The sequence below is a fragment of the Gorillibacterium sp. sgz306347 genome, from assembly GCF_059735245.1.
The window spans coordinates 20,354-45,296 of sequence record NZ_JCAPET010000038.1 but is presented as its reverse complement, the minus strand read 5'-3'; the positions used below and the strand labels follow the sequence as shown (position 1 = coordinate 45,296).

The 24,943-nt window shown below is 59.5% G+C and carries 15 protein-coding genes, 1 pseudogene and 2 riboswitches; of the genes and pseudogenes, 15 read left to right on the top strand and 1 reads right to left on the bottom strand.

All coding sequences use genetic code 11. The features are described 5' to 3' along the window. The 7 genes from AC6I6H_RS17580 to AC6I6H_RS17550 form a co-directional block, all read left to right on the top strand. Positions 1-513 (top strand): LPXTG cell wall anchor domain-containing protein (locus AC6I6H_RS17580; RefSeq protein ID WP_497955301.1); only part of this gene is annotated, 513 nt, incomplete at its 5' end. 71 nt (positions 514-584) lie between these two features. Next, entirely contained in the window at positions 585-1,274 is a 690-nt protein-coding gene (locus tag AC6I6H_RS17575) for a class D sortase (RefSeq protein WP_497955300.1), read from the top strand. A gap of 1,041 nt (positions 1,275-2,315) precedes the next feature. After that, a riboswitch (cyclic di-GMP riboswitch) is annotated at positions 2,316-2,397 on the top strand. Between the two features lie 55 nt (positions 2,398-2,452). Next, a riboswitch (cyclic di-GMP riboswitch) is annotated at positions 2,453-2,536 on the top strand. Between the two features lie 14 nt (positions 2,537-2,550). After that, positions 2,551-3,363 carry a transglutaminase domain-containing protein gene (locus AC6I6H_RS17570; protein WP_497955299.1) on the top strand — a complete coding sequence of 271 codons (813 nt, stop codon included), beginning with the start codon at positions 2,551-2,553 and terminating at the stop codon, positions 3,361-3,363. Between the two features lie 275 nt (positions 3,364-3,638). After that, entirely contained in the window at positions 3,639-4,775 is a 1,137-nt protein-coding gene (locus AC6I6H_RS17565) for a BMP family lipoprotein (protein ID WP_497955298.1), read from the top strand. Positions 4,776-4,868: 93 nt separating this feature from the next. Continuing rightward, positions 4,869-6,395: an ABC transporter ATP-binding protein gene (locus tag AC6I6H_RS17560; protein ID WP_497955297.1), complete on the top strand. Its 1,527-nt coding sequence runs from the start codon at positions 4,869-4,871 to the stop codon at positions 6,393-6,395. After that, the gene (locus AC6I6H_RS17555) at positions 6,392-7,474 is read left to right on the top strand and encodes an ABC transporter permease (protein WP_497955296.1); all 1,083 of its coding nucleotides are present in this window, start codon (positions 6,392-6,394) and stop codon (positions 7,472-7,474) included. The genes AC6I6H_RS17560 and AC6I6H_RS17555 overlap by 4 nt, the downstream gene beginning before the upstream one ends. Position 7,475: 1 nt before the next feature. Next, on the top strand, positions 7,476-8,426 hold the full coding sequence (locus AC6I6H_RS17550) for an ABC transporter permease (protein WP_497955295.1): 951 nt from the start codon (positions 7,476-7,478) through the stop codon (positions 8,424-8,426). Between the two features lie 387 nt (positions 8,427-8,813). Here AC6I6H_RS17550 and AC6I6H_RS17545 read toward each other — a convergent pair whose 3' ends face one another. Then, positions 8,814-9,758: a LysR family transcriptional regulator gene (locus tag AC6I6H_RS17545; protein ID WP_497955294.1), complete on the bottom strand. Its 945-nt coding sequence runs from the start codon at positions 9,756-9,758 to the stop codon at positions 8,814-8,816. A gap of 117 nt (positions 9,759-9,875) precedes the next feature. On the opposite strand from AC6I6H_RS17545, the pseudogene AC6I6H_RS17540 reads away from it, so the two are divergent. From AC6I6H_RS17540 to AC6I6H_RS17505, 8 genes and pseudogenes are all read left to right on the top strand, one after another. After that, positions 9,876-11,177, top strand: a pseudogene (locus tag AC6I6H_RS17540) (APC family permease); the annotation flags it as partial. A gap of 1,839 nt (positions 11,178-13,016) precedes the next feature. Continuing rightward, positions 13,017-15,044 carry a family 10 glycosylhydrolase gene (locus tag AC6I6H_RS17535; RefSeq protein ID WP_497955292.1) on the top strand — a complete coding sequence of 676 codons (2,028 nt, stop codon included), beginning with the start codon at positions 13,017-13,019 and terminating at the stop codon, positions 15,042-15,044. Then, positions 15,041-15,991, top strand: a complete 951-nt coding sequence (locus AC6I6H_RS17530; RefSeq protein ID WP_497955291.1) for an ABC transporter permease — start codon at positions 15,041-15,043, stop codon at positions 15,989-15,991. The genes AC6I6H_RS17535 and AC6I6H_RS17530 overlap by 4 nt, the downstream gene beginning before the upstream one ends. Positions 15,992-16,037: 46 nt before the next feature. Beyond that, positions 16,038-16,919 (top strand): carbohydrate ABC transporter permease, encoded by an 882-nt coding sequence (locus AC6I6H_RS17525; protein ID WP_497955290.1) that lies wholly within the window; start codon positions 16,038-16,040, stop codon positions 16,917-16,919. A 221-nt stretch (positions 16,920-17,140) separates the two neighbouring features. Beyond that, positions 17,141-18,676, top strand: coding sequence for an extracellular solute-binding protein (locus AC6I6H_RS17520; RefSeq protein ID WP_497955289.1), 1,536 nt, complete (start codon positions 17,141-17,143; stop codon positions 18,674-18,676). A 141-nt stretch (positions 18,677-18,817) separates the two neighbouring features. Then, the gene (locus AC6I6H_RS17515; RefSeq protein ID WP_497955288.1) at positions 18,818-20,890 is read left to right on the top strand and encodes a hypothetical protein; all 2,073 of its coding nucleotides are present in this window, start codon (positions 18,818-18,820) and stop codon (positions 20,888-20,890) included. A gap of 194 nt (positions 20,891-21,084) precedes the next feature. Next, on the top strand, positions 21,085-23,412 hold the full coding sequence (locus AC6I6H_RS17510) for a helix-turn-helix domain-containing protein (protein ID WP_497955287.1): 2,328 nt from the start codon (positions 21,085-21,087) through the stop codon (positions 23,410-23,412). Between the two features lie 152 nt (positions 23,413-23,564). Further along, positions 23,565-24,446, top strand: a complete 882-nt coding sequence (locus AC6I6H_RS17505; RefSeq protein ID WP_497955286.1) for an NAD(P)-dependent oxidoreductase — start codon at positions 23,565-23,567, stop codon at positions 24,444-24,446. Positions 24,447-24,943: the final 497 nt, after the last annotated feature.

The following is a 24,943-nucleotide window of genomic DNA, read 5'->3' as shown; positions in this document are numbered from 1 at the left end:
CCGACGGTAACACCGACACCGACGGTAACACCGACACCGACGGTAACACCGACACCGACGGTAACACCGACACCGACGGTAACACCGACACCGACGGTAACACCGACACCGACGGTAACACCGACGCCGAGCGAGAACCCGACGCCGACGCCGAGCGAGAACCCGACGCCAACGCCGAGCGAGAATCCGACGCCGACGCCGAGCGAGAACCCGACGCCGACGCCGGGTGACGGCGGAGTAGAAATTCCGGAGAACCCGGTACCGGGCGGTCCTCCGACCGTGCCGAGTCCGACGCCGGGCGAGAGTCCGGAGCCGACGCCGGTTCCCACGGATTCCGGGTCGGGACCTGATGACCCCGCAGGGCCTGGCGACGAGACGGTCATTCCGGACGAGGATGTTCCGCTCGGAACGCTGCCGCAAACGGGTGAATCCAGCCGCTTCCCTTATTACGCGGCGGGCTTGCTAATCATTGCCGCCGGCCTTATCATTAGGGTACGGCAACAAAGACAATAGACGGTATGACTTGGGAGTAAAGAGGGCCGTCCTCTTTACTCCTTTTCATAGCCTGGGAGGAGAAAACGCCAATGCCGCGAAAAGGCCGGATGCTGCGCATAGGTTCCTATATTCTGATCGCTATTGGTCTTGCGGTTATGCTTTACCCCAGGATCAGCGAGTGGAACGCGGACCGGGAACAGGCCCGGCTTTTGAAAGCAGCCGAGGAGATGGCGCAAAATCCCAGCACTTCCCACGCCCCGGTATCCCCTTCCGACGAATCCGCGCTGAGGGACGGGCTGCAGAATGTCTCCCGCCTTCTGGACGAAGGAGCAGGTGAAGACACCGGAGAGCAATTGACCGAACCGCAGCAGGATCAGGGGAAGGCGGAGCTTCTCGGTGTTGTTTCGATTCCCCGCATAGACGTCAAGCTTCCCATTCTGGAGGGAGCGACAAAAGCGAACATGGAGCGGTCCGCCGTTCATCTTTCCGAAACGACGCCGATTGGGGAGGTCGGAAACGCAGGCATAGCCGCTCATCGGGCGCGAACAAAAGGACGGTTGTTCAACCGGCTGGACGAGGTGCGGGAAGGCGATGAAATTCGGGTGGACGCAAACGGCCAAACCTATGTTTACCAGGTTTACAAGACATCGATCGTGGAGCCGGACGACGTCTCGGTCCTCAACCGCAACCATACCGACCGCCTGCTGACGTTGATTACCTGTGATCCGGTCGTCAACGCCACGCACCGCTTGATCGTTCACGCCAAACTCGTATCTTGAAAATGGAAGAGGGCAGAGGCGGCATTCCAGCTAACGCCGGATTCCGGAGCGGGAATGACACGGACATTTCGAATGATGCCAAAAGCCGGCCATTGAAAAAGGCGGGGTCCTGCCTCGCCCCATGTCTGCAATCCGCCCCCCCCTTCTATGACGTGCATATCAGCCATTACGAACTGAACCCGGGTGAATCCGGGTTTTTTTGTGGTTTTTCCTGTTTCCCGGAATACCGCTTGCCCCGAAAAGAATCCGGGGAAAGCGGGCGCTTAGGAGGCTTGCATATGAGAAGGTAAACGGGGATAGCGTGAAGGAAAATGAAACGGCCATGGGGCCCTTCTGTTCGGTGCCGCTCCACCGCCGTGCGCTAACGGTTGCTACAGCGCTTATTTGCGCAAAAATCGGCCTTTTTTACGGCTAACGGTTGCCACGGCGCCTATTTCGCAAAATCACGGGCCAAAACAAACAAAAAACCGAAAATAAGCCCTGTGGCAACCGTTACAAATTGAAAGCCCCTTTTTTGAAGCAAATAGCCTCTGTGGCAACCGTTAGCCCTCCAAGCTCACCTCCGAGACATCACATACTGTGAAAATTACGGGAAGGAGATTAGCTCGGGGCTAAAATAGCCATCGGACGGCTCAAAAGGAGGCGTATGGGAGAACGAGTCTCAGCCATCGCTACCGTCAAGAGCGGCGACGGCTGCCGTTCCCGCATTTTCAGGCGTGTTTTTATTCGGGTAAAGCATATGTTGAAAAGAGGCTTGCCGACTACCGCCCAGTTAATAGCCCGCCTGTCCGGTAGCAAATGCTTAAACGGGCGGCTATGCTAGCCGGATCGTCTATCAGCCTCTTTCAAGGAATAGATTTGGAGCCGTTTCATCTTCCGTTGTTTTCCGGTAAATAGCGCAAATAGCAGCGCCGCGTAGAATTTAGGCAGCATGAGAGGACTACGATTCTTCCGAAAACCGGAGCAAATGTTTCTGAAAAATTTGACGAAAAGCCTTGATTCTTTCTCATTTTCTGGTAAACTAGTACTAGTAAAAGCTTACACGATAAATGGCAAACCTATCGAAAGGTAGGGACGCAAAGCTACAGGGCCTTCCCCCCGGGGGTGGCAGCCAGCTACCGAATGGACAGGCTTTTTTTGTTGCATTCCATCGGCTTCACATTTATCGGATAAAGCTAACCACGACAAGGCAAACCTGCCGAAAGGCAGGGACGCAAAGCTACAGGGCCTGTCCCCTCCGGGGGTGGCAGCCAGCTACCGAAAAGGGGTTTTATCCATGCGTAAATTCATCCTGCCGTTTCTCTCTGCCATGGTATTGTCTCTCGGTCTTTCCGCATATGCGCCCGCTGCTGAAGCGGCTTCCAGCGCCTCGTGGCTGGACAAGTCCAATCTTCACCGCGGCGTCATTGCTGTAACCTATAACGCCGAAGCTTCGGTAAAAACCAAAGTGATGATCTCCAAAGACAAGAGCACCTACACGTACGATCTGCTGCCGGCCGAAGACAAGCAAGCGTTCCCGCTGCAATCCGGCAACGGCGAGTACAAAGTTTCGATTCTCGAGAACGTTTCGGGCAACAAATACCGTACCCTTTACAGCGACTCCGTCAAGGTTTCGCTGAGCAGCAGCTCGGCGGTTTATCTCAATTCCGTTCAAAACGTAGATTGGAAGAACGCAACGCAAGCCGTCAAGAAAGCAAAGGAACTGACGAAGAACCTGAAGACGGACGAGCAAAAGGCCAAAGCCATCTACAATTACATTGTGGCGAATGTCAAATACGACTACGAGCTGGCCAAAACGGTCAAGGGCGGCTACATTCCGGACATCGACAAAGTATTGGCCGACAAGAAGGCCATCTGCTACGGTTACTCGTCTCTGTATGCGGCCATGCTCCGCAGCGTCGGGGTTCCGACGAAGCTGGTTATGGGCCAATCCTCGCTGGTCGATGAATACCACGCCTGGAACGAAGTTCTCCTGAACGGCAAGTGGGTCATTGTCGACACCACGGTTGACGCCGGCTATAAACAAGGGAACCTGAAAACGTCCTTCGCCAAGAAAGCGTCCGACTATCAAGGGGCCAAAGTTTATTAAGAAGAAATTCCTCGACTACATTTACTGTGCGATAGCGCCGACCATCAAAACCCTTGCCTCCTCACATGGAGCGTGAGGGTTTTTCGAACGTTTTGGACACATTAAAGGAGAATGATCGCAATTCCGCCTCATGTAATCGTTTACCTTTCAAAAAAGGGTGGAAAAACGCGAAAAGTGGCTGAAAATCAGTTGAAACTGGCGGTTGTTTTGCTTATAGTTAGAACTGGACAAACCAATGGTTTCCCAATAATTCAGGATATCGGGGGCAATGACGAATGAAAAAAGGCTTTCTTGTATTAACCATCTTCGTGATGATGATGGGTCTTCTGGCAGCTTGCGGCACCAAGGAAAGCGCAAGTCCTTCCCCGTCGGCGACGGCTGGCGGAGCGGCTGCAACCACGGAACCTTCGGAAAGCGCACCGGCCGGAAACGCCGACTTCAAAGTGGGCATGGTTACGGATGCTGGCACCATCGACGACAAATCCTTCAACCAAGGCACCTGGGAAGGCATTGAAAAGGCAACCTCCGAATTCGGTCTGGAACACAAGTACCTGAAACCTACCGGTACGACGGAAGCCGACTACACCAAGGAAATCGGCAACCTGTACGATGCAGGCTTCAAGTTTATCGTAACGCCGGGCTTCAAATTCGAAACGGCGATCTTCAAAGCACAAGAGAAATACAAAGACGCAAAATTCGTTATCATCGACGGCGCTCCTCACAGCGGCGACAGCAAATACTCCGTTGCCGAGAACACCGTCGCGATTTTCTACGCCGAGCATGAATCCGGCTTCCTCGCCGGCGTCGCTGCCGCTCTCGAGCTGAAGGAAGGCGAAGCGGGCTTTATCGGCGGCATGGAAATCCCGGCCGTTCAGAAGTTCAACTGGGGCTTCCAGCAAGGCGTTGCATACGCAAACGAAAACCTTGGCACGAAGCTGAGCATCAAACCGGAAAACGTCGTTTACCAAGGCAGCTTTGACAACTCCGCCGCTGGCGGACAACTGGCCGCCCAAATGTACGACCGCGGCGTAAAAGTCATCTTCACCGCAGCCGGCGGCGTAGGCGTTGGCGCGATCAACGAAGCCAAAAACCGCGCAGGCCAAGCCTGGGTTATCGGGGTTGACGTTGACCAATACGCGGACGGCATCTACGAAGGCGAAAAATCGGTCATCCTGACCTCCGCTATGAAGAAAATCGACCAATCCGCTTACGACATGATCAAAGCGGAGCTGGACGGCGCGTTCCCGGGCGGACAAACCTTGACGTTTGACGCGAAGAACGACGGCATTGGCATTCCGGAAGAAAACCCGAACCTGAGCGCAGAAACGGTTGCCAAGGTCCAAGAAACCTTCGAGAAGCTGAAGGCTGGCGAAATCACGGTTGCTGCCGAAAAAGGCGACCTGATCAAGTAATTCAGACCGAAGCCAAAAAAAAGACGGGTTCCTCCGTCTTTTTTTTGGCTTGAAGTCGAAAAGGATACCATAACGAAAAAAGGGAGTCGTTGCATGGACTACGTAGTCGAGATGCACAACATCCGCAAAGAATTTCCCGGTGTCGTCGCCAACGACAACATTACGCTGACGCTGAAAAAAGGGGAAATTCACGCCCTCCTCGGCGAGAACGGGGCGGGCAAGTCAACCTTGATGAGCATCCTGTTCGGCATGTACCAGCCGGACCGCGGCACGATCAAGATCCGCGGCAAGGAAATGAAAATCGCCAACCCGAACGTCGCCAACGACCTGGGCATCGGTATGGTGCACCAGCATTTCAAGCTGGTTGAGAATTTTACCGTTACCGAAAACATCATTTTGGGCCAGGAAGTGAACCGGTACGGCGTGGTGCTGGACGTCAAGACGGCCGCCCGCCGGATCGAAGAGCTGTCCAAGCAGTACAGCCTGAACGTAGACCCCTATGCCAAAATTGAAGATATATCGGTCGGCATGCAGCAGCGTGTGGAAATCCTCAAGATGCTGTACCGCGACGCCGAAGTGCTTATTTTTGACGAACCGACGGCAGTCCTGACCCCGCAGGAAATTCAGGAGCTCGGAAAGATCATGAAGAGCCTGATCGCCGAAGGAAAATCGATTATCCTGATCACCCATAAATTGAAAGAAATCAAAGCGCTGGCGGACCGCTGCACGGTCATCCGGCGCGGCAAAACGATCGGAACGGTGGATGTCGCCGATACGAGCGAAGCCCTCATGGCCGAAATGATGGTCGGCCGTCAGGTTTCGTTCCGGGTGGACAAGAAGCCCGCCACACCGGGGCCGACCGTGCTGGAGCTGGACAACCTGTCGGTAAAAAGCGGCAAAAAGGTGCTGGCGTTGAAGTCCTTTTCCCTCGACGTGCACGCCGGCGAAATTGTCGGGATTGCCGGTGTCGAAGGCAACGGACAGACCGAGCTGGTCGAAGCGATTACCGGCCTGCGCAAAATTGAATCGGGCAGCATTTTGTTCGGCGGCAAGGAAATCTCCGGCGCGTCGATCCGCCAGCGCATCCGCAGCGGAATCGGGCACATTCCAGAAGACCGGCAGAAGCGGGGCCTTGTCCTCGACTATACCCTGGAGGAAAACATGGTCCTGCAGGTGTACAACCGGAAGCCGTTTGCCGAACGCGGCCTGCTCCGCAAATCGGCGATTCGCGAGTACGCCAACCGGATTATCAAGAGCTTTGACGTCCGTTCCGGCCAGGGAGCGACCTCCGTGGTGCGTTCGCTTTCCGGCGGCAACCAGCAGAAGGCGATTATCGGCCGCGAAATCGAGCTGAACCCCGATCTGCTGATCGCCGTGCAACCGACGCGGGGCCTTGACGTCGGGTCGATTGAATACATTCACAAGCGCCTTGTGGAGCAAAGGGACAGCGGGAAAGCGGTTCTGCTCATCTCGCTTGAGCTGGACGAAATCCTGAATTTGTCCGACCGCATCGCCATTGTCAATAATGGGGAACTTATCGGTGTGGTCAATGCGAAGGATACCAACGAAAACGAAATCGGACTGATGATGGCCGGCGTGAAGAAGGAGGTAGGGGCATGAAAAACACAGCGGTTTCCCTGCTTGCCGTTCTGTTCGGTCTGATTGCCGGTGCGATCCTGATGCTGGTGACCGGCCACAACCCGATGGATGGGTATTCTTACTTGTTCCAAGGGGGCTTGAAAAACATCCAGCGCATCGGCGACACGCTGGCGACGGCCACCCCGCTTATTTTTACCGGGTTGTCGGTAGCGTTTGCTTTCCGGACCGGTCTGTTCAACATCGGCGCACCGGGTCAAATGCTGATCGGCGGCCTTTGCGCCACGGCGGTCGGCCTGAACTTTGACGGTCCCCGGCTTCTGGTGCTTGTCGCCATGGTGCTTTCGGCCTTTGTCGGCGGCGCCCTGTGGGGGACGATCCCCGGTATTCTGAAAGCCAAATTCAACGTGCACGAAGTCGTGTCCTCCATCATGATGAACTGGATCAGCTACTGGACGGTTTATTATGCGGTGCCGGCTTACTTCAAGGGCCAATACCTGGAGACGGAATCGCAGCCTTTGCCGGAAGCGGCTACCCTGCGCTCCACCTTTTTGTCCGATTTGTTCGACGGCTCGTACATCAACTGGGGGATTATCCTCTCCCTGGCGGGCGTTCTGATCGTGGCGTTTATCATCAACAAAACGACGCTCGGCTATGAGCTGAAAGCCGTCGGCTACAACCGCCATGCGGCGGAATATGCCGGGATCGCCGTCAACCGCGGAATCGTGCTTTCGATGATCATCGCCGGCGGTTTGGCCGGCTTGGGCGGCATTACCCAATATGCCGGCAATGCGTCCAATATCCAGATCGGGATTCTTCCCTCCCAGGGGTACGATGGCATCGCGGTGGCGCTGCTCGGCGCGAACTCGCCCTTCGGCGTGCTGCTGGCGGCCATATTCTTCGGCCTGCTGTACTCCGGACGAGGTTTTATGAACGCCATGACGGAGATTCCGCCGGAGATTGCGGACTCCATCATTGCTATCATCATTTATTTCGCGGCAACCAGCATCCTGATCGAGCGTCTGGTCCGCTGGCTCGTGCGGCGCCGCCGTGCGGAGCGCAAGCCCGAAGAAACCGCGAAGGAAAAGGGAGGAGAAGCTTGAGATGTGGGATACAATCCTGTTGATTTTCCCTTACGCCATCGCCTATACGATCCCTCTCCTCATCGCGGCCCTTGGCGGACTGTTCAGCGAACGAAGCGGCGTCGTCAACATCGGGCTGGAGGGCTTGATGATCATCGGCGCGTTTACCGGCGCCTTCACGGTATTCAAGCTGCAGGACACCATGCCGACCTGGGCGGCGCTCAGCATCGGCTTGCTCGTCGGCTTTGTCGGCGGGGCGTTGTTCTCGCTGCTTCACGCCTTTGCGAGCATTAACCTGAGCGCGAACCAGGTTATCAGCGGGACCGCGATCAATATGGTGGCCGGGGCGCTGACGATCTTCCTGGCCCGGAATATCACCGGCAGCGGGAACATTCGAATTACCCGCGGCTTTACTCAGGAGAACATTCCGTGGCTTGCCGATATTCCGGTTATCGGAGACTTTTTCTTCACCAAAACGTATCCGACCACATGGCTCGCGCTGATCATTCTGGCCGCCTGCACCTTCCTGCTGTACAAAACCTCGTTCGGCCTTCGTCTTCGCGCCTGCGGCGAGCATCCGCACGCAGCCGAAGCGGCCGGCGTCAGCGTCCGGAAGATGCGCTACATTGGCGTTTTGATCTCCGGCGGCTTTTCCGGTCTGGCCGGGGCGATTATTATCGTTACCTATGCGGGCGAGTTTACCGGCACTGTCGCCGGTCTCGGCTTCCTCGCGTTGGCCTCGCTGATTTTCGGCCAGTGGAGACCGCTTGGCGTTTTGGCGGCCACCTTCTTCTTCGGCTTTGCCAGCACCGTGGCGAACGTATCGCAGGCCGTTCCGGCGCTGAACGTATTCCCGCCGATCATCCTCAAGATTTTCCCGTATGTGGTGACGCTACTCGCGCTGATCCTGTTCTCAAAATCTTCCCGGGCCCCGAAAGCGGCAGGGGAGCCGTTCGATTCAGGCAAGCGGTAAGCGAAAATTCCATTATAGGCGCGCGAGCAAGCCTTTGCCGGCATGTGCGCCAGCAAAAAAAGCCGTTTTCGGCCCGGAGTTATCCGGCCGGAGACGGCTTTTGTGCGTTATAAAACGCAGAGGGCGTGGGTTCAAAAAGCGGCGGGTAGCGACCCCAAGCCCAACAGCGCGGGAGGCGGAATGCGCGGCAAGAGCATCTTTGATTAAGCGGGAGCTGGATGTGCGGCAAGAGCATCTTTGGTTAAGCGGGAGGCGGAATGCGCGTCAAGGGCATCCGTGGTTAATGCGGGAGCTGGATGTGCGGGCAAGAGCATCCCCAGCTAAAACGGGAACCGGATGGTGCGGGCAACGCGTCTTTTGCTGCGTCTCCGGTTGGATCGCTCTGCTTCAAGTCCCGGTGCCGAGCGCTTTGCATGCTTTCGCTTCAGCCTCGTTTTCCATTCGCCATTTGGCGGCATGCTGCTCCGTAATCTGCAAAAACTCGCGCAGCGCGGGGGAAAGCCATTTTTTCTTGTGGTAAACGATCTGCGTCATCATCCGCTGAGGGCGGTCGTCCCAGTCAAGCCGCGTCAGTTTGCCTTCCCCGATCTCGTTCCGCACCGTTACCCAAGGCAGAAGGGCGATGCCCAAATCCGCCATGACGCACTGCTTGATCGCTTCAATGCTCCAGAATTCCATCGTCGAATCGGGAAAAATGCCGTGGCTGGCCAAATACTGCTCGAATACCGCCCGGTACGTGCAGCCCGGCTCGGTTTGCAGGATTACCTCGTTTTTGAGGTCGGCGGGGCGCAGCGCCTTCTGTTTTGCCAGCGGATGCCGGGGTGAGGCGACCAGGGCCATGCGCTCTTCGATCAGGTTGATGAGCTCCATGTCTTCATATTCGGTAAACGGCTGCAGCATGAAGGTGATGTCCAGCTCGCCGAGCCGGGTCATTTCACGGATGTCCCAGCACGCGCCCGGACGCAGAATCAGCTTGACCTGCGGAAAGCGGTCGCGGAACTCGCGAATGATGCCGGGTACCCGGAACGTCGCCAAAGACTCGGGGGCTCCGATGGTCAGCGTACCGGAAATATTGGCCTCTTCGCGGACGGCTTCCATGGCCCGTTCATGAACCCGGGCCATCTCCTGCGCGTGGGGCAGCAAACGCTGGCCTGTCTCGGTCAGCAGCAGCTTTTTGCCGATGCGGTCGAACAGCGGGGCGCCGAGCTCCGCCTCCAGCGCTTGAATTTGCGAGGTGACGCTGGACTGGGCATAATCCAGCTTTTGAGCGGCGCGGGTGACGCCGCCGGCTTCCACCACCGCCAGAAAGGTAGCCAGATGACGCAATTCCATGCGTTTTTCTCCTCCTATATCGGGAATATCGATGGAAATGATCGAAAAGTTCCGTTTTACTGATGAACTTATTATCTGCTAAGCTTTGGGAAAATACAAGAAGGGCAGGGAAACCAAATGAACGCTACCCAATCGGCCGGTCTCCGGAAAACCATCGGCTTGCCCCAAGCCGTCGCCCTGTATATCGGCGCGGTGCTCGGCTCAGGCGTGCTGATCGTGCCGGGGCTGGCGGCGGAAACCGCCGGACCTGCCTCCCTGCTGGCCTGGGGCTTTATGACGCTGCTCGTGCTTCCGCTTGCTTTGACAATGGGGCTGTTGTCGGCCAAATATCCCAATGCGGGAGGCGTGTCCCATTTCGTGTCCACGGCTTTCGGGCCCCGGACCGGGGCGCTGACCGGCTGGTTTTTCCTTCTGTCCGTTCCGATCGGCGGTCCCATCGCCGCGCTGACGGGGGCGGGCTATCTGACCGCCGCGCTTGGCTGGGGCGAACCGGCGCGGATCGCCATCGCCGTTCTGATGCTCGGCGCGGGACTCGTCACCAACCGGTACGGCATGAAGCTGGTCGGCCGCGTGCAGCTTGCCGTCGTGGCTGCCATTGCCGGGGTGCTTCTGCTTGCTATCGCGGGCGCGCTGCCGCAGATGGAGCCTGCGCATTTTACCCCGTTCCTGCCGGAGGGGTGGGCGAGCGTGGGGCAGGCCGGGGCGCTGCTGTTCTGGTGTTTTATCGGCTGGGAAGCCGTTTCGCATTTGTCGGAGGAGTTTGCCGATCCCGCCCGGGCGGCGGTAAAAGGCGTGACAATCGCGGCGCTAATCGTCGGCCTGCTGTATTTTCTGACTGCGTTGGCGACCGTAGGCACGCACAGCTACGGGGCGGGCAGCGGCGACGCTTCGCTCGTCCGCGTCATCGCCGGCATGCTCGGCCCCTGGGGCGGCCTGGCTGCCGGGCTAACGGCCGTGTTTATCTGCACGGCGACGATTATTGCCTATGTCGGCGCAACCACGCGGCTTGCCTATTCGCTCGCGCTGAAGAAAGAAGCGCCGCGTTTTCTCGGCGTCTTGTCCCCGCGCTACGCGACACCGACAGGAGGCCTCGTTCTCTTGGCCGTCTGTTTTGCCGCCGTCCTGCTTCTGTATGCAAGCGGCGCGGTTTCGCTGGCCGGCCTGATTCAGCTGCCGAACGCAACGTTCATGCTGACGTACCTGGGCGGCTGCGCGGCGGGAATCAAGCTGCTGAAAGGAAGCCGTCTCGGTGTTTGGTTCAGCTGGCTTTCATTTGCCGCTACGCTCGGCATGTTTCCGTTTGTCGGGCGGGCGGCGCTGTATCCGCTGGCGATTGCCGCGGTTTACGGGCTGTCGGTTTTTCTGCGCAGCGAGCGCTTCAAACCGCCGGTGCCCGCTATGTTCCGTCCGGAGGAAGCCGAGAGGCCGGGGCGGGTTTGGATGCTGACCGAGGAGAAGCAGGAGGAATCCGCCGACACGGGCAAGGGCGCGGCCACCAATGCAAACATGGGCGCGGCCACTGGTACGGCTGCCGGGGCGAGCATGGGCGCGGCCACCGATGCGAACATGGGCGCGGCCACTGGTACGGCTGCCGGGGCGAGCATGGGCGCGACCACCGATGCGAACATGGGCGCGGCCACTGGTACGGCTGCCGGGGCGAGCATGGGCGCGACCACCGATGCGAACATGGGCGCGGCCACTGGTACACATACCCACGCGGACATCGGCGGAGATTTTAGCGCGGTAACCGGTGAGGGCGACAAGCCGGGAAGGGCTTTGGAGGGCAATGCCACACCGCGCTTTGAGGTCTACCACAATGAGTCGCACTCCGAAAAAAACCGCTCGATCGGGTAAATGAAGGGAACAGGGAAGAGAATGGGATAGAACCCGGACAGCGAAAACTATGCTGGTTCGCCTCTCTTTGAGAGCCGCATCATGCGGCGTATAAAACCATTCGCAATTATGGAGTCCGAGCTCTTGATGTCGCGGGCAAAATTGGGAGAACATCCTCATCCCGAAGCCAAGGCCGACTCATCAAAATACCTGGCAGAGGGAGTGCTTTCTTTTGCATCACATTCAGCCGGGTCTTCTTTTCATTGGAAAAGGCGATGGCATAGTCATTGGAGGGAAGCCAGGTTTCTGCGAGTCGTCTGAGCCGCCCATGCTCCTTCACTCCGTACCATTTGCAGCTGAATCCAGCTGATTTTTTGCAGACGACTCGCGCCTTCTCCGTTTTAACCCCTTATTCTACTGTAACGGTTGCCACAGGGCTTATTCCCGCAAAAAAGGCACTCCGAAAATTCTAACGGTTGCCACGGGGCTTATTTCGAAAAAAACGGGCTAGAACAGGCAAAATTACAAAGATAAGCGCTGTGGCAACCGTTACAGTTTCCAAAACCTCTTTTTCGGGCAAATAAGCGCCGTGGCAACCGTTAGCCGTCCATTTCCGCAGGGATTGGTTGCGGTAAGCGATCATTCGCCGCACATTCCACTTACTTCTGTTAGATACGGTAGTCATTTTCGGCGCTTTTGAACCTTTGAAGCTGTCAAAAAGAACCGGACATTTTTTGTCCTGCGCCTCGTCCGGGCCAAACCGGCCGCGCCGTTCCGAAAGGAAACGGTGCGGCCGGTTTTTTATCTTGATGGAATGTTCCCGCAGGCTGCATGCGGCAGGTTAACGCTAATGCCGGAGGCGTATAGCGGACGGAAATGCCGGAGTCCGTCGGGACGCGGGGGATACGCCAGACTGGGTATGCGGGGGCCCCGTTCGCCGCGTCCACGCCGTGCGGTGCTCCGCCCAGTGCCTGCACCATGCGCAGCCCCGCCTGGTCCTGCACCCGCGCCGTGGCACATACCGGCAAGCCCGGTGTCTGCGCTATGCGCAGCACTGCCCAGCGCCCGCCTCCGCGCAGGTGCACGTACCGCAAGCCCGGAGCCCGCCCCCGTGCCGGTGCACGTATACCATCTGGCTTCAGCGTCCAAGCCCAGCGCCGCCAGTACCGCCCGGCACCTGCGCCGTGGCGCGTAGTGTCCAGCGCGGCCTCCACGCCGGCCCCCCGCCCGGCGCCCCCGGGAAAACCGGACAGAATTTTCCGGCCGCTCCGCCGCAAAAAATGTCTCTGGTCCGCCTGCTCCGGCGGGTTTATTCTGACCTTGCGGAGAGGACCGGCAGATCGTGCCGGAAGCGGTTACAACATGCGTCGACGGCTTCTCTCCGCTTCGCCAACCTACATCGGACGACAAAGGAGGACGGGGCACGTGAGCTGGTGGCAGGCCAACAAGCTTCGCTTGATTCAAACCAATCTCCGGGAAACGGACGCGGCGATGGACGTCGATCGGCTGATGGAAGAATTGAAAGCGTTTCACACGAATGTGCTGATGATGAATGCGGGCGGCATTTTCGCCTTTTACCCCTCCCGGCTGGAGCATCAATACGTGACGCCTTATTTGAAGAAGGACTTGCTGGGCGAGGCGGTGGAGAAGGCGCACCGGAATGGCATGCGGTTCATCGCCCGGTTCGATTTCAGCAAAGCGCACGAATCGCTTTTCGCGGCGCATCCGGAATGGTTTTACCGGACGCGGGAGGGAAAGGAAGTCAACTACAACGGCATTGTCCACACCTGCCTGAACGGAGCGTACCAGCAGCACAAATCGCTGGCGTCCATCCATGAGGTGCTGGACCGGTATCCGGTGGACGGCATTTTCTTCAACATGTTCGGGTACCAGCATTGGGATTACAGCGGCAACTATTACGGCCCCTGCTATTGCGAAAGCTGCAAGCGCCGTTTCCGGGACATGTACGGCGAAGACCTGACCGCCTACGACGGACCTGACCACCCGCTTCATGCCCGGTACCGGGAATTTCAGGAGGTCACGTCCCGCGAAATCCTCGAGCGGATTCACGATTCCGTGAAGGCGAAGCACCCGGATGTGGCGATCAGCACGTATCACCCGCACAAGGTGGACATCGTCCGCAAGGAGTCGAACACGTCTCTGACCCGGCCGCTTCCGCTGTGGCTTTACTCGGCGTCCGAAAATGTCGCCTCCATCGAAGACAGCTTTGCCGGCAAGCTGGTCAGCAACTGCAGCATCAACGCGATCGACCTGACCTACCGGTTCACCGGCGTTTCCCGGCACGAGAACGACATTCGGCTCTACCAAAGCATCGCCAGCGGCTCCGGCCTCGACTTCTGCATCATCGGCACCTTCGAGGGATATCCGGACCGGGCCAATTTCGCTTCGGCCAAGGACATTTTCCGGTTCCACGCCGAGCATGAAAAGCTTTACGGAGACCTGGAAACGGTGCCCGATCTGGTGCTGATCAAGCCGCGCGCGCCGGGAGCCGCCCACGAATATTTCGGCGTGTACAAAATGCTGAAGGAAGCGCATCTGCTGTTCGCCGTGGTGCTCGAAGAGCAAATGACGGCGATGCGGAAGACGCTCGAAAGCGCAGGCGTCGTCCTGCTGCCCGGCATTCCGCGGCTTAACCGGGAGCAGACGGAGCTGCTCGCGCAGCTGCAGGAAAACGGGACGGGGGTAGCCGCCACCGGCTGCGCTCTGCTGGACGACCCGGAAGCGCTCGGCCGTCTGTTCGGCGCCTTCTCCGAAGGGGAGGCCGACGACCGCTTTGCCGCTTACTTCGATGTCTCGGACCGCGCGCGGTTTCCCGGTCTGCCGGACCGGGACTGGATCACCGCCGCCGGCGGGGTCGCGCATGTCGCGTTCGATCCGGCCGATGCGGACGCGCTCCTGCTGCCTTACATCGAGCCGTCCTCCTTCGGGCCGCCGGAGCGGGCCTACGGCCATCGTCCCGGCCGCCGGTACGGGCTCGGCATTGTGCGCCGGGGCAAAGGACGAGGCGCGTACTACCCGTGGAACCCGGGTGCGCAGTATTACCGGCACGGCTTTGAGGATCATCGCCTGGCGGTGACCGACGTGCTGGAGCAGCTGCTGCCGGAAGGGCCGTCGGCCGCAACGAACGCCCCCGCTTCGGTGGAGCTGTTCGTCCACCGTCTGCCGGGCGGCCGTATCCTGATTCAGCTGCTCAACCTGTCGGGCTTTAACGGATCGACCTACCGGGAGCCGCTGCCTGTCTACGACCTCGAAATCACGCTCCGGCTCAAAAAACGGCCCTGCCGGATCTACTCCGTGCGGACCGGCAAAGACGCCTGGTGGAAGCCGGCAGAGCAAGGGCTAGCCCTGGCCGTGCCGGTACTGCGCCAGTATGAAGCGTATGTCGTGGAATGCGACGCCCCCGGCAAACGGGAAGGAGGACAACCGAAATGAAGATGGAACTCGCGGCGGACCGCCCCGCCGCCCTGCGCCGCTCCGGAGGCCTGTGGGCCCGGATGAAGCAGCACTGGGCCATCTACCTGCTGCTGCTGCCCGGGCTGCTCTACTTTTTGCTGTTCAAGGTGGTGCCGCTTTGGGGCCTGCTGATGGCGTTCAAGGATTTTAACCCGTACCTCGGCTTTTTCAACAGCGAATGGGTGGGCTTCAAGCATTTTGCGCAGCTTTTTGCAGACCCCAACTTTTACACCATGCTGCGGAATACGCTGGCGATCAACCTGATCGGACTTATTTTTCATTTTCCGCTTCCGATTCTTCTCGCGCTCATGCTGAACGAAATCCGGCACGAAAGCTTCAAGCGCATCAACCAGTCAATCGTCTACATGCCGCACTTTCTGTCCTGGGTTGTGGTCGCGAGCTTGACCTTCTTCCTGCTGTCCACGGACGTGGGGGTCATCAACAAGCTGATCGCAAACGCGGGCGGCGACCGGATCTCGTTCCTTTCCGAGCCGAACTACTTCTGGGGCCTTCTGACCGCCCAGAGCATGTGGAAGGAAGCCGGCTGGGGCACGATTATTTTCCTGGCGGCGATGGCGGGGGTGGACCCGCAGCGCTACGAGGCCGCCGTCGTGGACGGCGCCGGGCGCTTCCGGCAAATCTGGCACATCACCCTTCCGGCGATCCGGCCGACGATCATCATTCTTCTAATTTTGCGGCTCGGCAATTTCGCGGATACCGGCTTTGAGCAGATCCTGCTGATGATGAACCCGCTCGTGCGCTCCGTAGGCGAAGTGTTCGATACCTACTCGTACACGTACGGCATCCTTCAGGGAAAAGTCAGCGTCGGGGTAGCGGTGGGCTTGTTCAAAGGCTTGATCGGGCTCGCGCTGATCGTCACGTCGAACAAAATCGTCCGCAAGCTTGGCCACGAAGGGATATATTGACTGCCGTCCGCCAAAACGGATGTGTTAGGATAGAGGAGGCATACTCATGAGCTTTGTGGTGCACAGGAAACGGCTGACGGTGTTCGACTGGATCAACTACAGCCTGATCGCCTTGTTTTCGCTGGCCTGCCTGTTTCCTTTCCTGTACGTCTTCAGCGTGTCGTTTACCGACCCGGAGGTGTACGTGCCGCTTAAATTTTATCTGCTTCCGGAACAATTCTCGCTGGAAGCGTACCGGTACATTCTGTCGACCAACAGCTTCCTGAACGCTTTGAAAAGCACGGTGTTCATAACGGTCGTCGGCACCATCCTGAACGTGGTGGTTTCGTTTATGATGGCGTACGCCTTGACCAAAAAGACGATGCCCGGCCAAAAATGGATCATGAGCTTCGTGGTTTTCACCCTGGTTTTCAGCGCGGGGATCGTGCCCAATTACCTGCTGGTCAAAGAGCTTGACCTTATTAACTCCTACTGGTCGATGATCTGGCCGTCGCTCACAAACGCGTGGAGCCTGATCGTGATCAAAAGCTTTATGGAATCCCTGCCGTCCGAGCTGGAGGATTCCGCAAAAATCGACGGCTGCACCGACCTCGGCGTGTTCACGCGGATCATCATCCCGCTGTCCATGCCGGCCATCGCCACCTTTACCTTATTCTTCGCCGTCGGACACTGGAACGCGTACTTCAACGCCCTGATCTATTTGTCCGATTCGGAAAAATGGACCCTGCAGCTGCTCATCAAAACGCTGGTCATCGATTCCAACTCCGTCGCCGTGGCGCAGGCGGGGGCGAGCGACGAAGCCGTCGTTCCGCAGGAAACGATCCGCATGGCCTCGATCGTGCTGGCGATGCTGCCCATCCTGCTGGTCTATCCGTTCCTGCAAAAGCACTTTGCCAAAGGCGTCATGCTCGGTTCCGTAAAAGGCTGAGGGACGCGCGGAGGCCGGGCAGGCGTTCCGGACGTTTTTTGCAGGCGAAGGAAGGGCCGCCGCGCGACTTGTGAAAGCGCTATCCGAAAACCGGACGTTTCTTGCACCCGGACGGCAAGCGCATAATCTGTCCCTGTTCTGCCTGAATGCGCTTTCGTAAGCTGAAGGCGCAGGACAAGCACTCAAACCGCAAGAGACAACCAAAAGGGAGGACGAAACAGATGAGCAACTGGAAAAGAGGCTGGTCGGTCGGCATGTCGCTGGTGATGGCGGTCACCCTGCTCGCGGGCTGCGGCGGAGGAGGCTCCGATTCGGCGGCGGATACGAGCACGGGGGGCGGCGCTCCGGCGGAGGACGGCAAGCCGCTTGAGATCAAAATGTTTGCGGGGCTGTACAACGAAATTCCCGACATGAACAACACGTACTGGACCGAGTGGGAGAAGCGGACCAACACCAAGCTCGACATTGAATGGGTGCCCTCGGGCGACCTGGACACCAAGCTGGACCTTCTGCTTGCCGGCGGCGATATGCCGGAAGTGGTCGCCTACCAGAACCAGATCCGGCCGACGCTGATTACGGCCATCCAGAACGGGGCGTTTTGGGACCTTACGCCTTTCCTGGGCGATCTGAGCGAATACCCGAACCTGAAAGCGAATCTGGCGCCCGACGCGCTGAAATATTTGTCCGTGGAGGGCAAAATCTATGCGGTGCCGCGCTCCCGCTCCCGGATCGACGGCGGCCTGAAGATCCGCCAGGACTGGCTGGAAAAGCTGAACATTCCGGTGCCGGAAACGCTGGATCAATATAAGGAAGCGCTGAAAACAATGGTGGACAGCGACATGGACGGCAACGGCCAGCGCGACACCATCGGGCTTCTGTACATCAACAGCCCGCCCGCCGGCCTGCAAGCGGCCTTCGGCGCCTACAACCCGACTTACAATGACGAGGGCGGCTTGATCAGCCCGGGCCTGACGCCGCAGTACACCTCCCTTGTGGAATGGCTTCGGGGGATGTACGCCGACGGCCTGATGTCCCAGGAGTATGCGGTTATGAAGGAAAGCCAGGCGGAGGAGCTGTTCAAAACAAACCGCGCCGCTTCCTACGGACGTCCGATCTGGTGGGATTACGAATGGGAGCAGGCAATGAAAAAATCCGGCCAGCCGGACGCCAAAATCCTGAACGTGACCCTCAAAGGACCGAACGGCGATTGGGGCGTCGGCCTGGAAACCGGTGTGGCGGGAGGCTTCTACATCTCCAAGAAAGTGCCGGAAGCCAAAGTGAAGCAAATCCTGAAATACTTCGACATGACCGCGTCCCAGGAAATGACCGACTTTGCCTACTACGGCATTGAGGGCGTACATCACAACGAAGTCGAAGGACAAAAGGTGCTGACCGACCAGGGCGTGAAGGAAGTCAATACGACGAGCAAGGGCGCGGGCGTGCTGGCATACGCCAAGTGGGGCAAGGTTACAAGCGCCGCGGGCGACAAAGCCTACAACGACGCCAAAATCAAGGAAGTCGAAAATTACGACGAAATCGGCAAAATTGACCACTACCGCGTCATCACGTCCCAAGCCTGGCGGGATACCTGGCCGAAGTACAGCGATGAGCACACCGCCATGATCACCAAGGCGATCGTCGGCCAAATCACGATGGATGAATACCGGGCTTACGTGGAACGGATCAACAACCAGCCGGACATCAAGCAGGCGTTTCTGGATATGGCGGAAGCCTACAAGCAGTTCATGGGCGAGTAACGCCGCCGGGGAAGACGGCTCCGGCTTGCGCGGTCCGCACCGACCGGGCGCGCAAGCGGGCCGATTACAGACAGGACGGGTAGCCGGAGGGCCGCAAGCGGGCGCTCCGGCCGCCGCGTCCTTCCATGCGGAGGAGACGACATGACGCCGAAGAAGCCGGATTTGCCCTGGTGGCGGCAGCCGCTCAGGGTGATTCAGCCCAACATGCAGGTGAGAGATACCGGCCGCATCGATCCTGAACGGCTGGCGGAGCAGCTTCGCGAAATGGGCGCGAATGCGATGGTGTTCAATACGGGCGGCATCTACGCCTGGTATCCGACCAGGGTGCCCTATCACACGGTCAATCCCTATCTGCCCCCGGATACGGATCTCCTGGGCGCTATCATTGCCGCCTGCCATAAGCGGGGCATCCGTTTTATCGCCCGTTTCGATTTTAGCAAGGCGGACGACGCCGTTTATTTGCGGCGGCCGCAGTGGTTCGCCCGCCAGGAAGGCGGCGAGCCGGAAATTATCGGGGCGAAACGCCCCGGCCCCTGGCCGATGCTGCTGTCGACCTGCATCAACGGCGGGTACCGCAACGAGGCCGTGGCCCGGCCCGTGCTGCGGGAAGCGCTGGAGCGGTACGACATCGACGGCGTGTTTTTCAACGCGCCGGGGTACGTGTTCTGCCGCTGCGCGCGCTGCCGGGAGAAGTACCGGGAGCTGTACGGCAAGGAGCTGCCGGAGACGCGGGCGGAGCTGGAGCAGGGGTTCGCCTCCGTTTGCTTTGACGACAACACGGCTTATTGGCACCGGCTGATCAAGGAGCAGCGGCCGGAGGTGCCGATGATTCTGTACTACAACATGCACCGCGACAACCTGGAGGAGCGGGTGAAGCGCACCGATCTTTTGTGCACGGAGCCGCAGGATGTTTTGTCTTTGGGCGCCGCCCGCATTCCGGAGTTCTGGCAGCCGGCCCTCAGCATCAAGGTGGGGCGCTCGGTGCCCGGCCGTCCCGCGCCGTTCGGCATCGTGCATTCCTGCCCGGGCATGGACTGGCGGCACACCGGGCTGCCGACGGCGGAATACCGGTTCTGGCTGGCCCAGATTCCGGCCAACGGCGGGCAGATCTGGCACTCGCTGACCGGCGTGCCGGACACGATCACGGACAAGCGGATTTTGGGCACCGTGAGCGAGCTGAACGCAAACGCCGCCAAGGTGGACGGCTTCATGGCGGGAGCCGAGCCGCTTGCCGAGGCTGCGCTGCTATGGAGCGCGAGCCGTTCGGCGGAAAGCTGGGCGGATGCGCTGATCAACCGGCAGATTTTGTTCGACGTGCTGCTGCCGGAGCAGCTGCGGGGCGAAAAGCTGTCGCCTTACAGGGCGGTGCTGCTGCCGGAGGGCGTTGCATACACCGAAGCCTTCGTTAAAGAGCTGACCGCGTATGTGCGCGGCGGAGGCCGGCTGCTGGCGGAAGGCGGACTGCCGTGGAGCATTCCCGGGCTGCGCGAATTGTTCGGCGTCGCGGGAGAGGTTCACGAGAGCGAAGCGCTGCTCGCCTCCTACCTCCGTTTTGAGGGAGCGGACAATCCGCTCCAGGCGGGACTGGAGGAAACGGAGCTGATCGCCCACCGCGGGCAGGTCGCGTACTGCGAGCCGGCGGAAGGCGTCCGCGTGCTGGCGACGCTCGTTCCGCCGTTCTCGCCGCTCGAAAGCGTCGGCGCTCCGCCGGAGCGGGCGTCGCTCCCGGCCGCTCAAACGGATCTGCCGCTGGCGCTTGAGTGCGGTGGCGAAGGGGGGCGGACGCTGTATTTCCCCTTTTCCCTGAGCGGGCTGCTGCACGAATTCCGGCTGGACGAGCATTACCGACTGTTCGCGAATGCGGTCGACGGCTGCCTCGGCGGAGAGCGCCGGGTTCGGGTGACGTCGTACCAAGGCTTGCAGCTGACGGCCTTCCGCACGACGGACAGCCTGCTCCTGCACTTCGTCAACGGGGCCGGCCGGCGGCCGCTGACGACCACGCTGCCGCTTCACGGCATCGAGGTGCGCGTCCGCTTGGACGGGGCCGTTCCGGCAGGCCAGCCGGAGCGGCTGATCGGCGGAGGCCCGCTTCCGGCTGAGGAAGAGAACGGGATACTTCGGTTTACGCTTCCCCGGCTGGATGTCTGGGAATGCGTCCGTTTGCCGCTCGCGCAGAGCGGAAAGATAAAGGCGGATATCCCGGCCTGCGAATAGGGCGCGGAGATCATCGGGCCACGCGAAGGCTCGCCGCTCTGCTGCATGCCCCGGGTTGGCGGTGCCGCGGATGAACCGGCCGGGGAAGGCGGGCGGCAAAGACCGTCCGGGCTTGCTATAATAGAGAAGGTGCGGCACCGTGCGCGGCAAGCGCGCCGCGCCTTTGGGCAGTCCGTGAGAACGGAGGGATGAGCATGAGACGCGCGCTGACCGCAATGAAATCCTTTTTTCTCCGGCTTCTGCCGGCCAATACATACCTGAACCGCCTGATCTGGCTCGGCTGCCTGTCCGTGGCGATTCCGGTCGTGCTGGCGGGCAGCGCCTATTACCATTTTTCGATGACCAAGCTGACCGCGCAGTTTCAGCAGAACAACCAGGATTCCCTGAGCCTTTTGAAGGACCGCGTGGAGAACATGCTGACCAACATCGAGCACGAATCGCTGCAGCTTGCGAGCGGTCCGCTCGTCCGGTCCGCCCTGGACAACCCGTCGTACGGCACGGACTATTTTCAGCAGATGGACCTGCTCAATCTTTTTCAGCTCCACAAGAATACCAACGGGCTGATCGAAGAGATTGTGTTTTATCACGCGGCGGACGGGTTGACGCTTTCCCATACGTACGGGCTGGCCAAGCTGGACCGCTTTTACGCCAAGGCCGATATTGAAGCGGCGCTGAAACGGGAGGACGGCCCTGCGGGCTGGACCTATCTCCCGGCCTCCGGCCCCAACGGCTATTTGTCCTACGTCCGGTATTTGCCGGTTATGACCATGAGCGAGCCGCGCGGTTTGCTGATCCTCCAGGTGAAGGCGTCTTCGCTGCACAGCCTGCTGAACAGCTATACCGTCAGCCTGGAGAAGCAAACGCACGCCATCCTGGATTCGCACGGCCGGCTCATCGTGGAGACGGGCGGCGGCCTGGCGGGCAGCGGCGCCGAACGGGATGCCGTGCTGCGGTCCGTCGCTGCGGACGAAAGCCATTCCGGCCATTACGTGCTGAAGGGCGAAAGCGGCGGGCAGCTTGTCGCCTTTTACAAAACTGCGATGGGCCGTACCTACGTCTCCGTGCTGCCCGAGAAGGAAATGATCCGCCAGCTGGATTGGATTCGGGTGCTGATTTTGCTGTCCGTTTCCATTTTTCTGCTGATCGGCATCCTGCTCACCTGGTTATCTTCGCGTCTGGCGTACAACCCGATTCAAAAGCTGATCCACTATGGGGAGAACCTGCGCAAAGGCGGGGAGGCGGAGGCGGCGAAAGGAAACGAGATTGAGTTTATCCGTTCTTCGCTGACGTATCTGAATGAGCAGGCGGAATCGCTAAACCGGTACATCAGCGGCATTCAACCGGACCTGCGCGAACAGTTTCTGCTCAAAATGCTCCAGCCCGGCGGCGCGCGCAGCGCGAGGCTGCTGGAGGAGGGACGGGCGAAGCATCAGATTCCGCCCGGCGGCCGGTTTGCCGTGCTGGTGGTGAAGGTGGAAAACCTGCTGAAGGACCGGCGTTTTCTGCCGAATGAGGGGCCGGTTATCGTATTCGCCGTCAAAAATGTCATGACGGAGCTGCTGGCCCGCGAAGGGATGCCGGAGGGCTACGTGGTGGACAAGGACAGCCGCGAGGCCGTGGCGATTCTGCGGCTTCCGGAGGAGGGCGCGCCGCACGAGCTGCGTCAGGCCGTCTCGCGCTACGCCCAGGAAATCCGGAATGCGCTCGCCCGCTACCTGTCCTTTTCCGCCTCCGTCGGCATCGGGCGCACCGTCGAGCTGGTGCAGCTGGCCGATTCCTATAAAGAGGCGCAGCTTGCGCTCCAGTACCGGCTGTTTCATGACGCCAACACCGTGCTGTTCTACGAGGATATGATCCGCATCGAGCGCAATCCGGTGTTCATGTATCCGCGCGAGCTGGAGGAGAGCATCGTGGAGTTTCTGTGGAGCGGCGATCTGCCGCAGGCGGAGCAGGCGCTGCGTGATTTTTCCGGACGGGTCCGCGCGGCGGAGTCGTACAATATCATTTTTCAGTGCTACCATGTGCTGCTGTCGGCGATTATCCAATCGCTGGAGGACAAGGGACCGGGCGTACTGGAGCTGCTCGGGGACAATCTGTTCGACCAGTTGAAGGAAAACCAGACCTCGGGCGAGGTGCACGACTGGTTCATCGGCGTGCTGTTTCCGCTGTACCAGGAGGTCAGCCACGAAATCCGCACCAAGTCGGCCCGGCTGCTGGTCCAGCGGGTGTGCAGCCACATCTCGAATCACCCGGACGGCAACCCGAGCTTGTCCGAATGCGCCGAGCTGGCGGGGGTAAGCCCGTCCTACCTCAGCCGCCTGTTCAAAAAAGAAACCGGCACGTCGTTCATCGAATACGTGATGAGCTACAAAGTGGAGCGCGCCAAGCAGCTGCTCCGGGACACGGACCACACGGTGACGGAAATCGCCGAAATCGTCGGGTACTCGGAACGAAATTTGAACCGCGCGTTCCAGCGCTTCGTTCAAATGTCTCCCAAGCAGTACCGCATGTCGAACCGGTAGCCGCGCAGCCGGGATCGCTTGATCGATACCGGCTCCGGGGACTCGGAACGCATAAGGGATACTGGCGGGGGTAGCGCAGCGGACTCGGAGCCGCTTATAGCGATACTCGTCGAGCCGGCCCCCCAAAACCATAGATCGAGGAGGAGTTTTGCATGGCACTCAATCCGCAAGAAACCCGCGTCGGCTTTATCGGCATCGGCGTCATGGGCAAAAGCATGGCCCGGCACATCAAGGAGGCGGGCTACCCGCTGCACGTGTATACCCGCACGAAAGAAAAGGCGGAGGAACTGCTCGCAGAGGGGGCGGTTTGGCATGATGCGCCCGGCGAGCTGGCGAAGGAATGCGACGTGATCATCACCATTGTCGGCTATCCGAAGGACGTTGAGGAAGTGTATCTCGGCGGGGACGGCATTGTCGCGAACGGCAAGCAGGGCGCGTACTTGATCGACATGACCACCTCCAGCCCGCAGCTGGCGGAGCGCATTTACCGCGCGGCGGCGGACAAGGGCATGCACGCGTTGGACGCGCCCGTTTCGGGCGGCGATGTCGGCGCAAAGAACGGCAAGCTGTCGATCATGGTTGGCGGCGACAAGGAGGCGTTCGAGGCCGTGCTCCCGCTGCTGGAAAAAATGGGCACCAACATCGTGCTGCAGGGCAAGGCGGGTGCAGGGCAGCATACCAAAATGTGCAACCAGATCGCCATCGCTTCGAACATGGTGGGCGTGGTGGAAGCGCTCGTGTACGCCCGCACGGCAGGGCTGGACGCCGAAACGGTGCTCAAAAGCATCGAAACCGGGGCGGCAGGCAGCTGGTCGCTCAGTAACCTCGGCCCGCGCATGATCGCCGGCAACTTCGAGCCGGGCTTTTACGTGAAGCACATGATCAAGGACATGGGCATCGCGCTCCAAGCGGCCAAGGAAATGAACCTGGATACGCCGGGCCTGGCGCTCGCTGAGTCGTTGTACCGGAAGCTGGCCGACCTCGGCTACGCGGACAAAGGAACCCAGGCTTTGTACAAGCTGTGGGATAAATAAGCGAAGCTTCACGGGCAGGGGAACCCGGGCTTGGCACTTTGCATAAACTGTAGGACAACTAGGTGAACTCGCTAAGGAAGGCACGCGGACGGAATAGCGCTGGAAACAGCGCTATTTTTGTTTCGTGAAAAGTGCCGCGGATGGCGGACGCTCCCGGATGTCATGTTACCGGCGGTTGGGGCGGATGCTCGTTTTTAGCGTGCGGTCCGTGTAAAAGTGCGGCGGCAGGGCGCTCGTTGCTCAAGGCCGGAAACCTCCGTATTTGCGGTGAGAGTGTCCCGCGCCGGGAGTCTGACGGGCCGGCAGGGTTGACGGAACGGCGACTCTGGATGGCGGACCGGCACTGCTTGGCGGACTGACACTGGTTGACGGACTGAAACGGCTAGGTGGACCGTTCTCGATTATGGCGGACTGGCACTGGTTGACGGGCTGAAACTGACTGACGAACTGATACCGGTTAGCGATTGACACTAATTGACGGAATGACATTGTCTTAC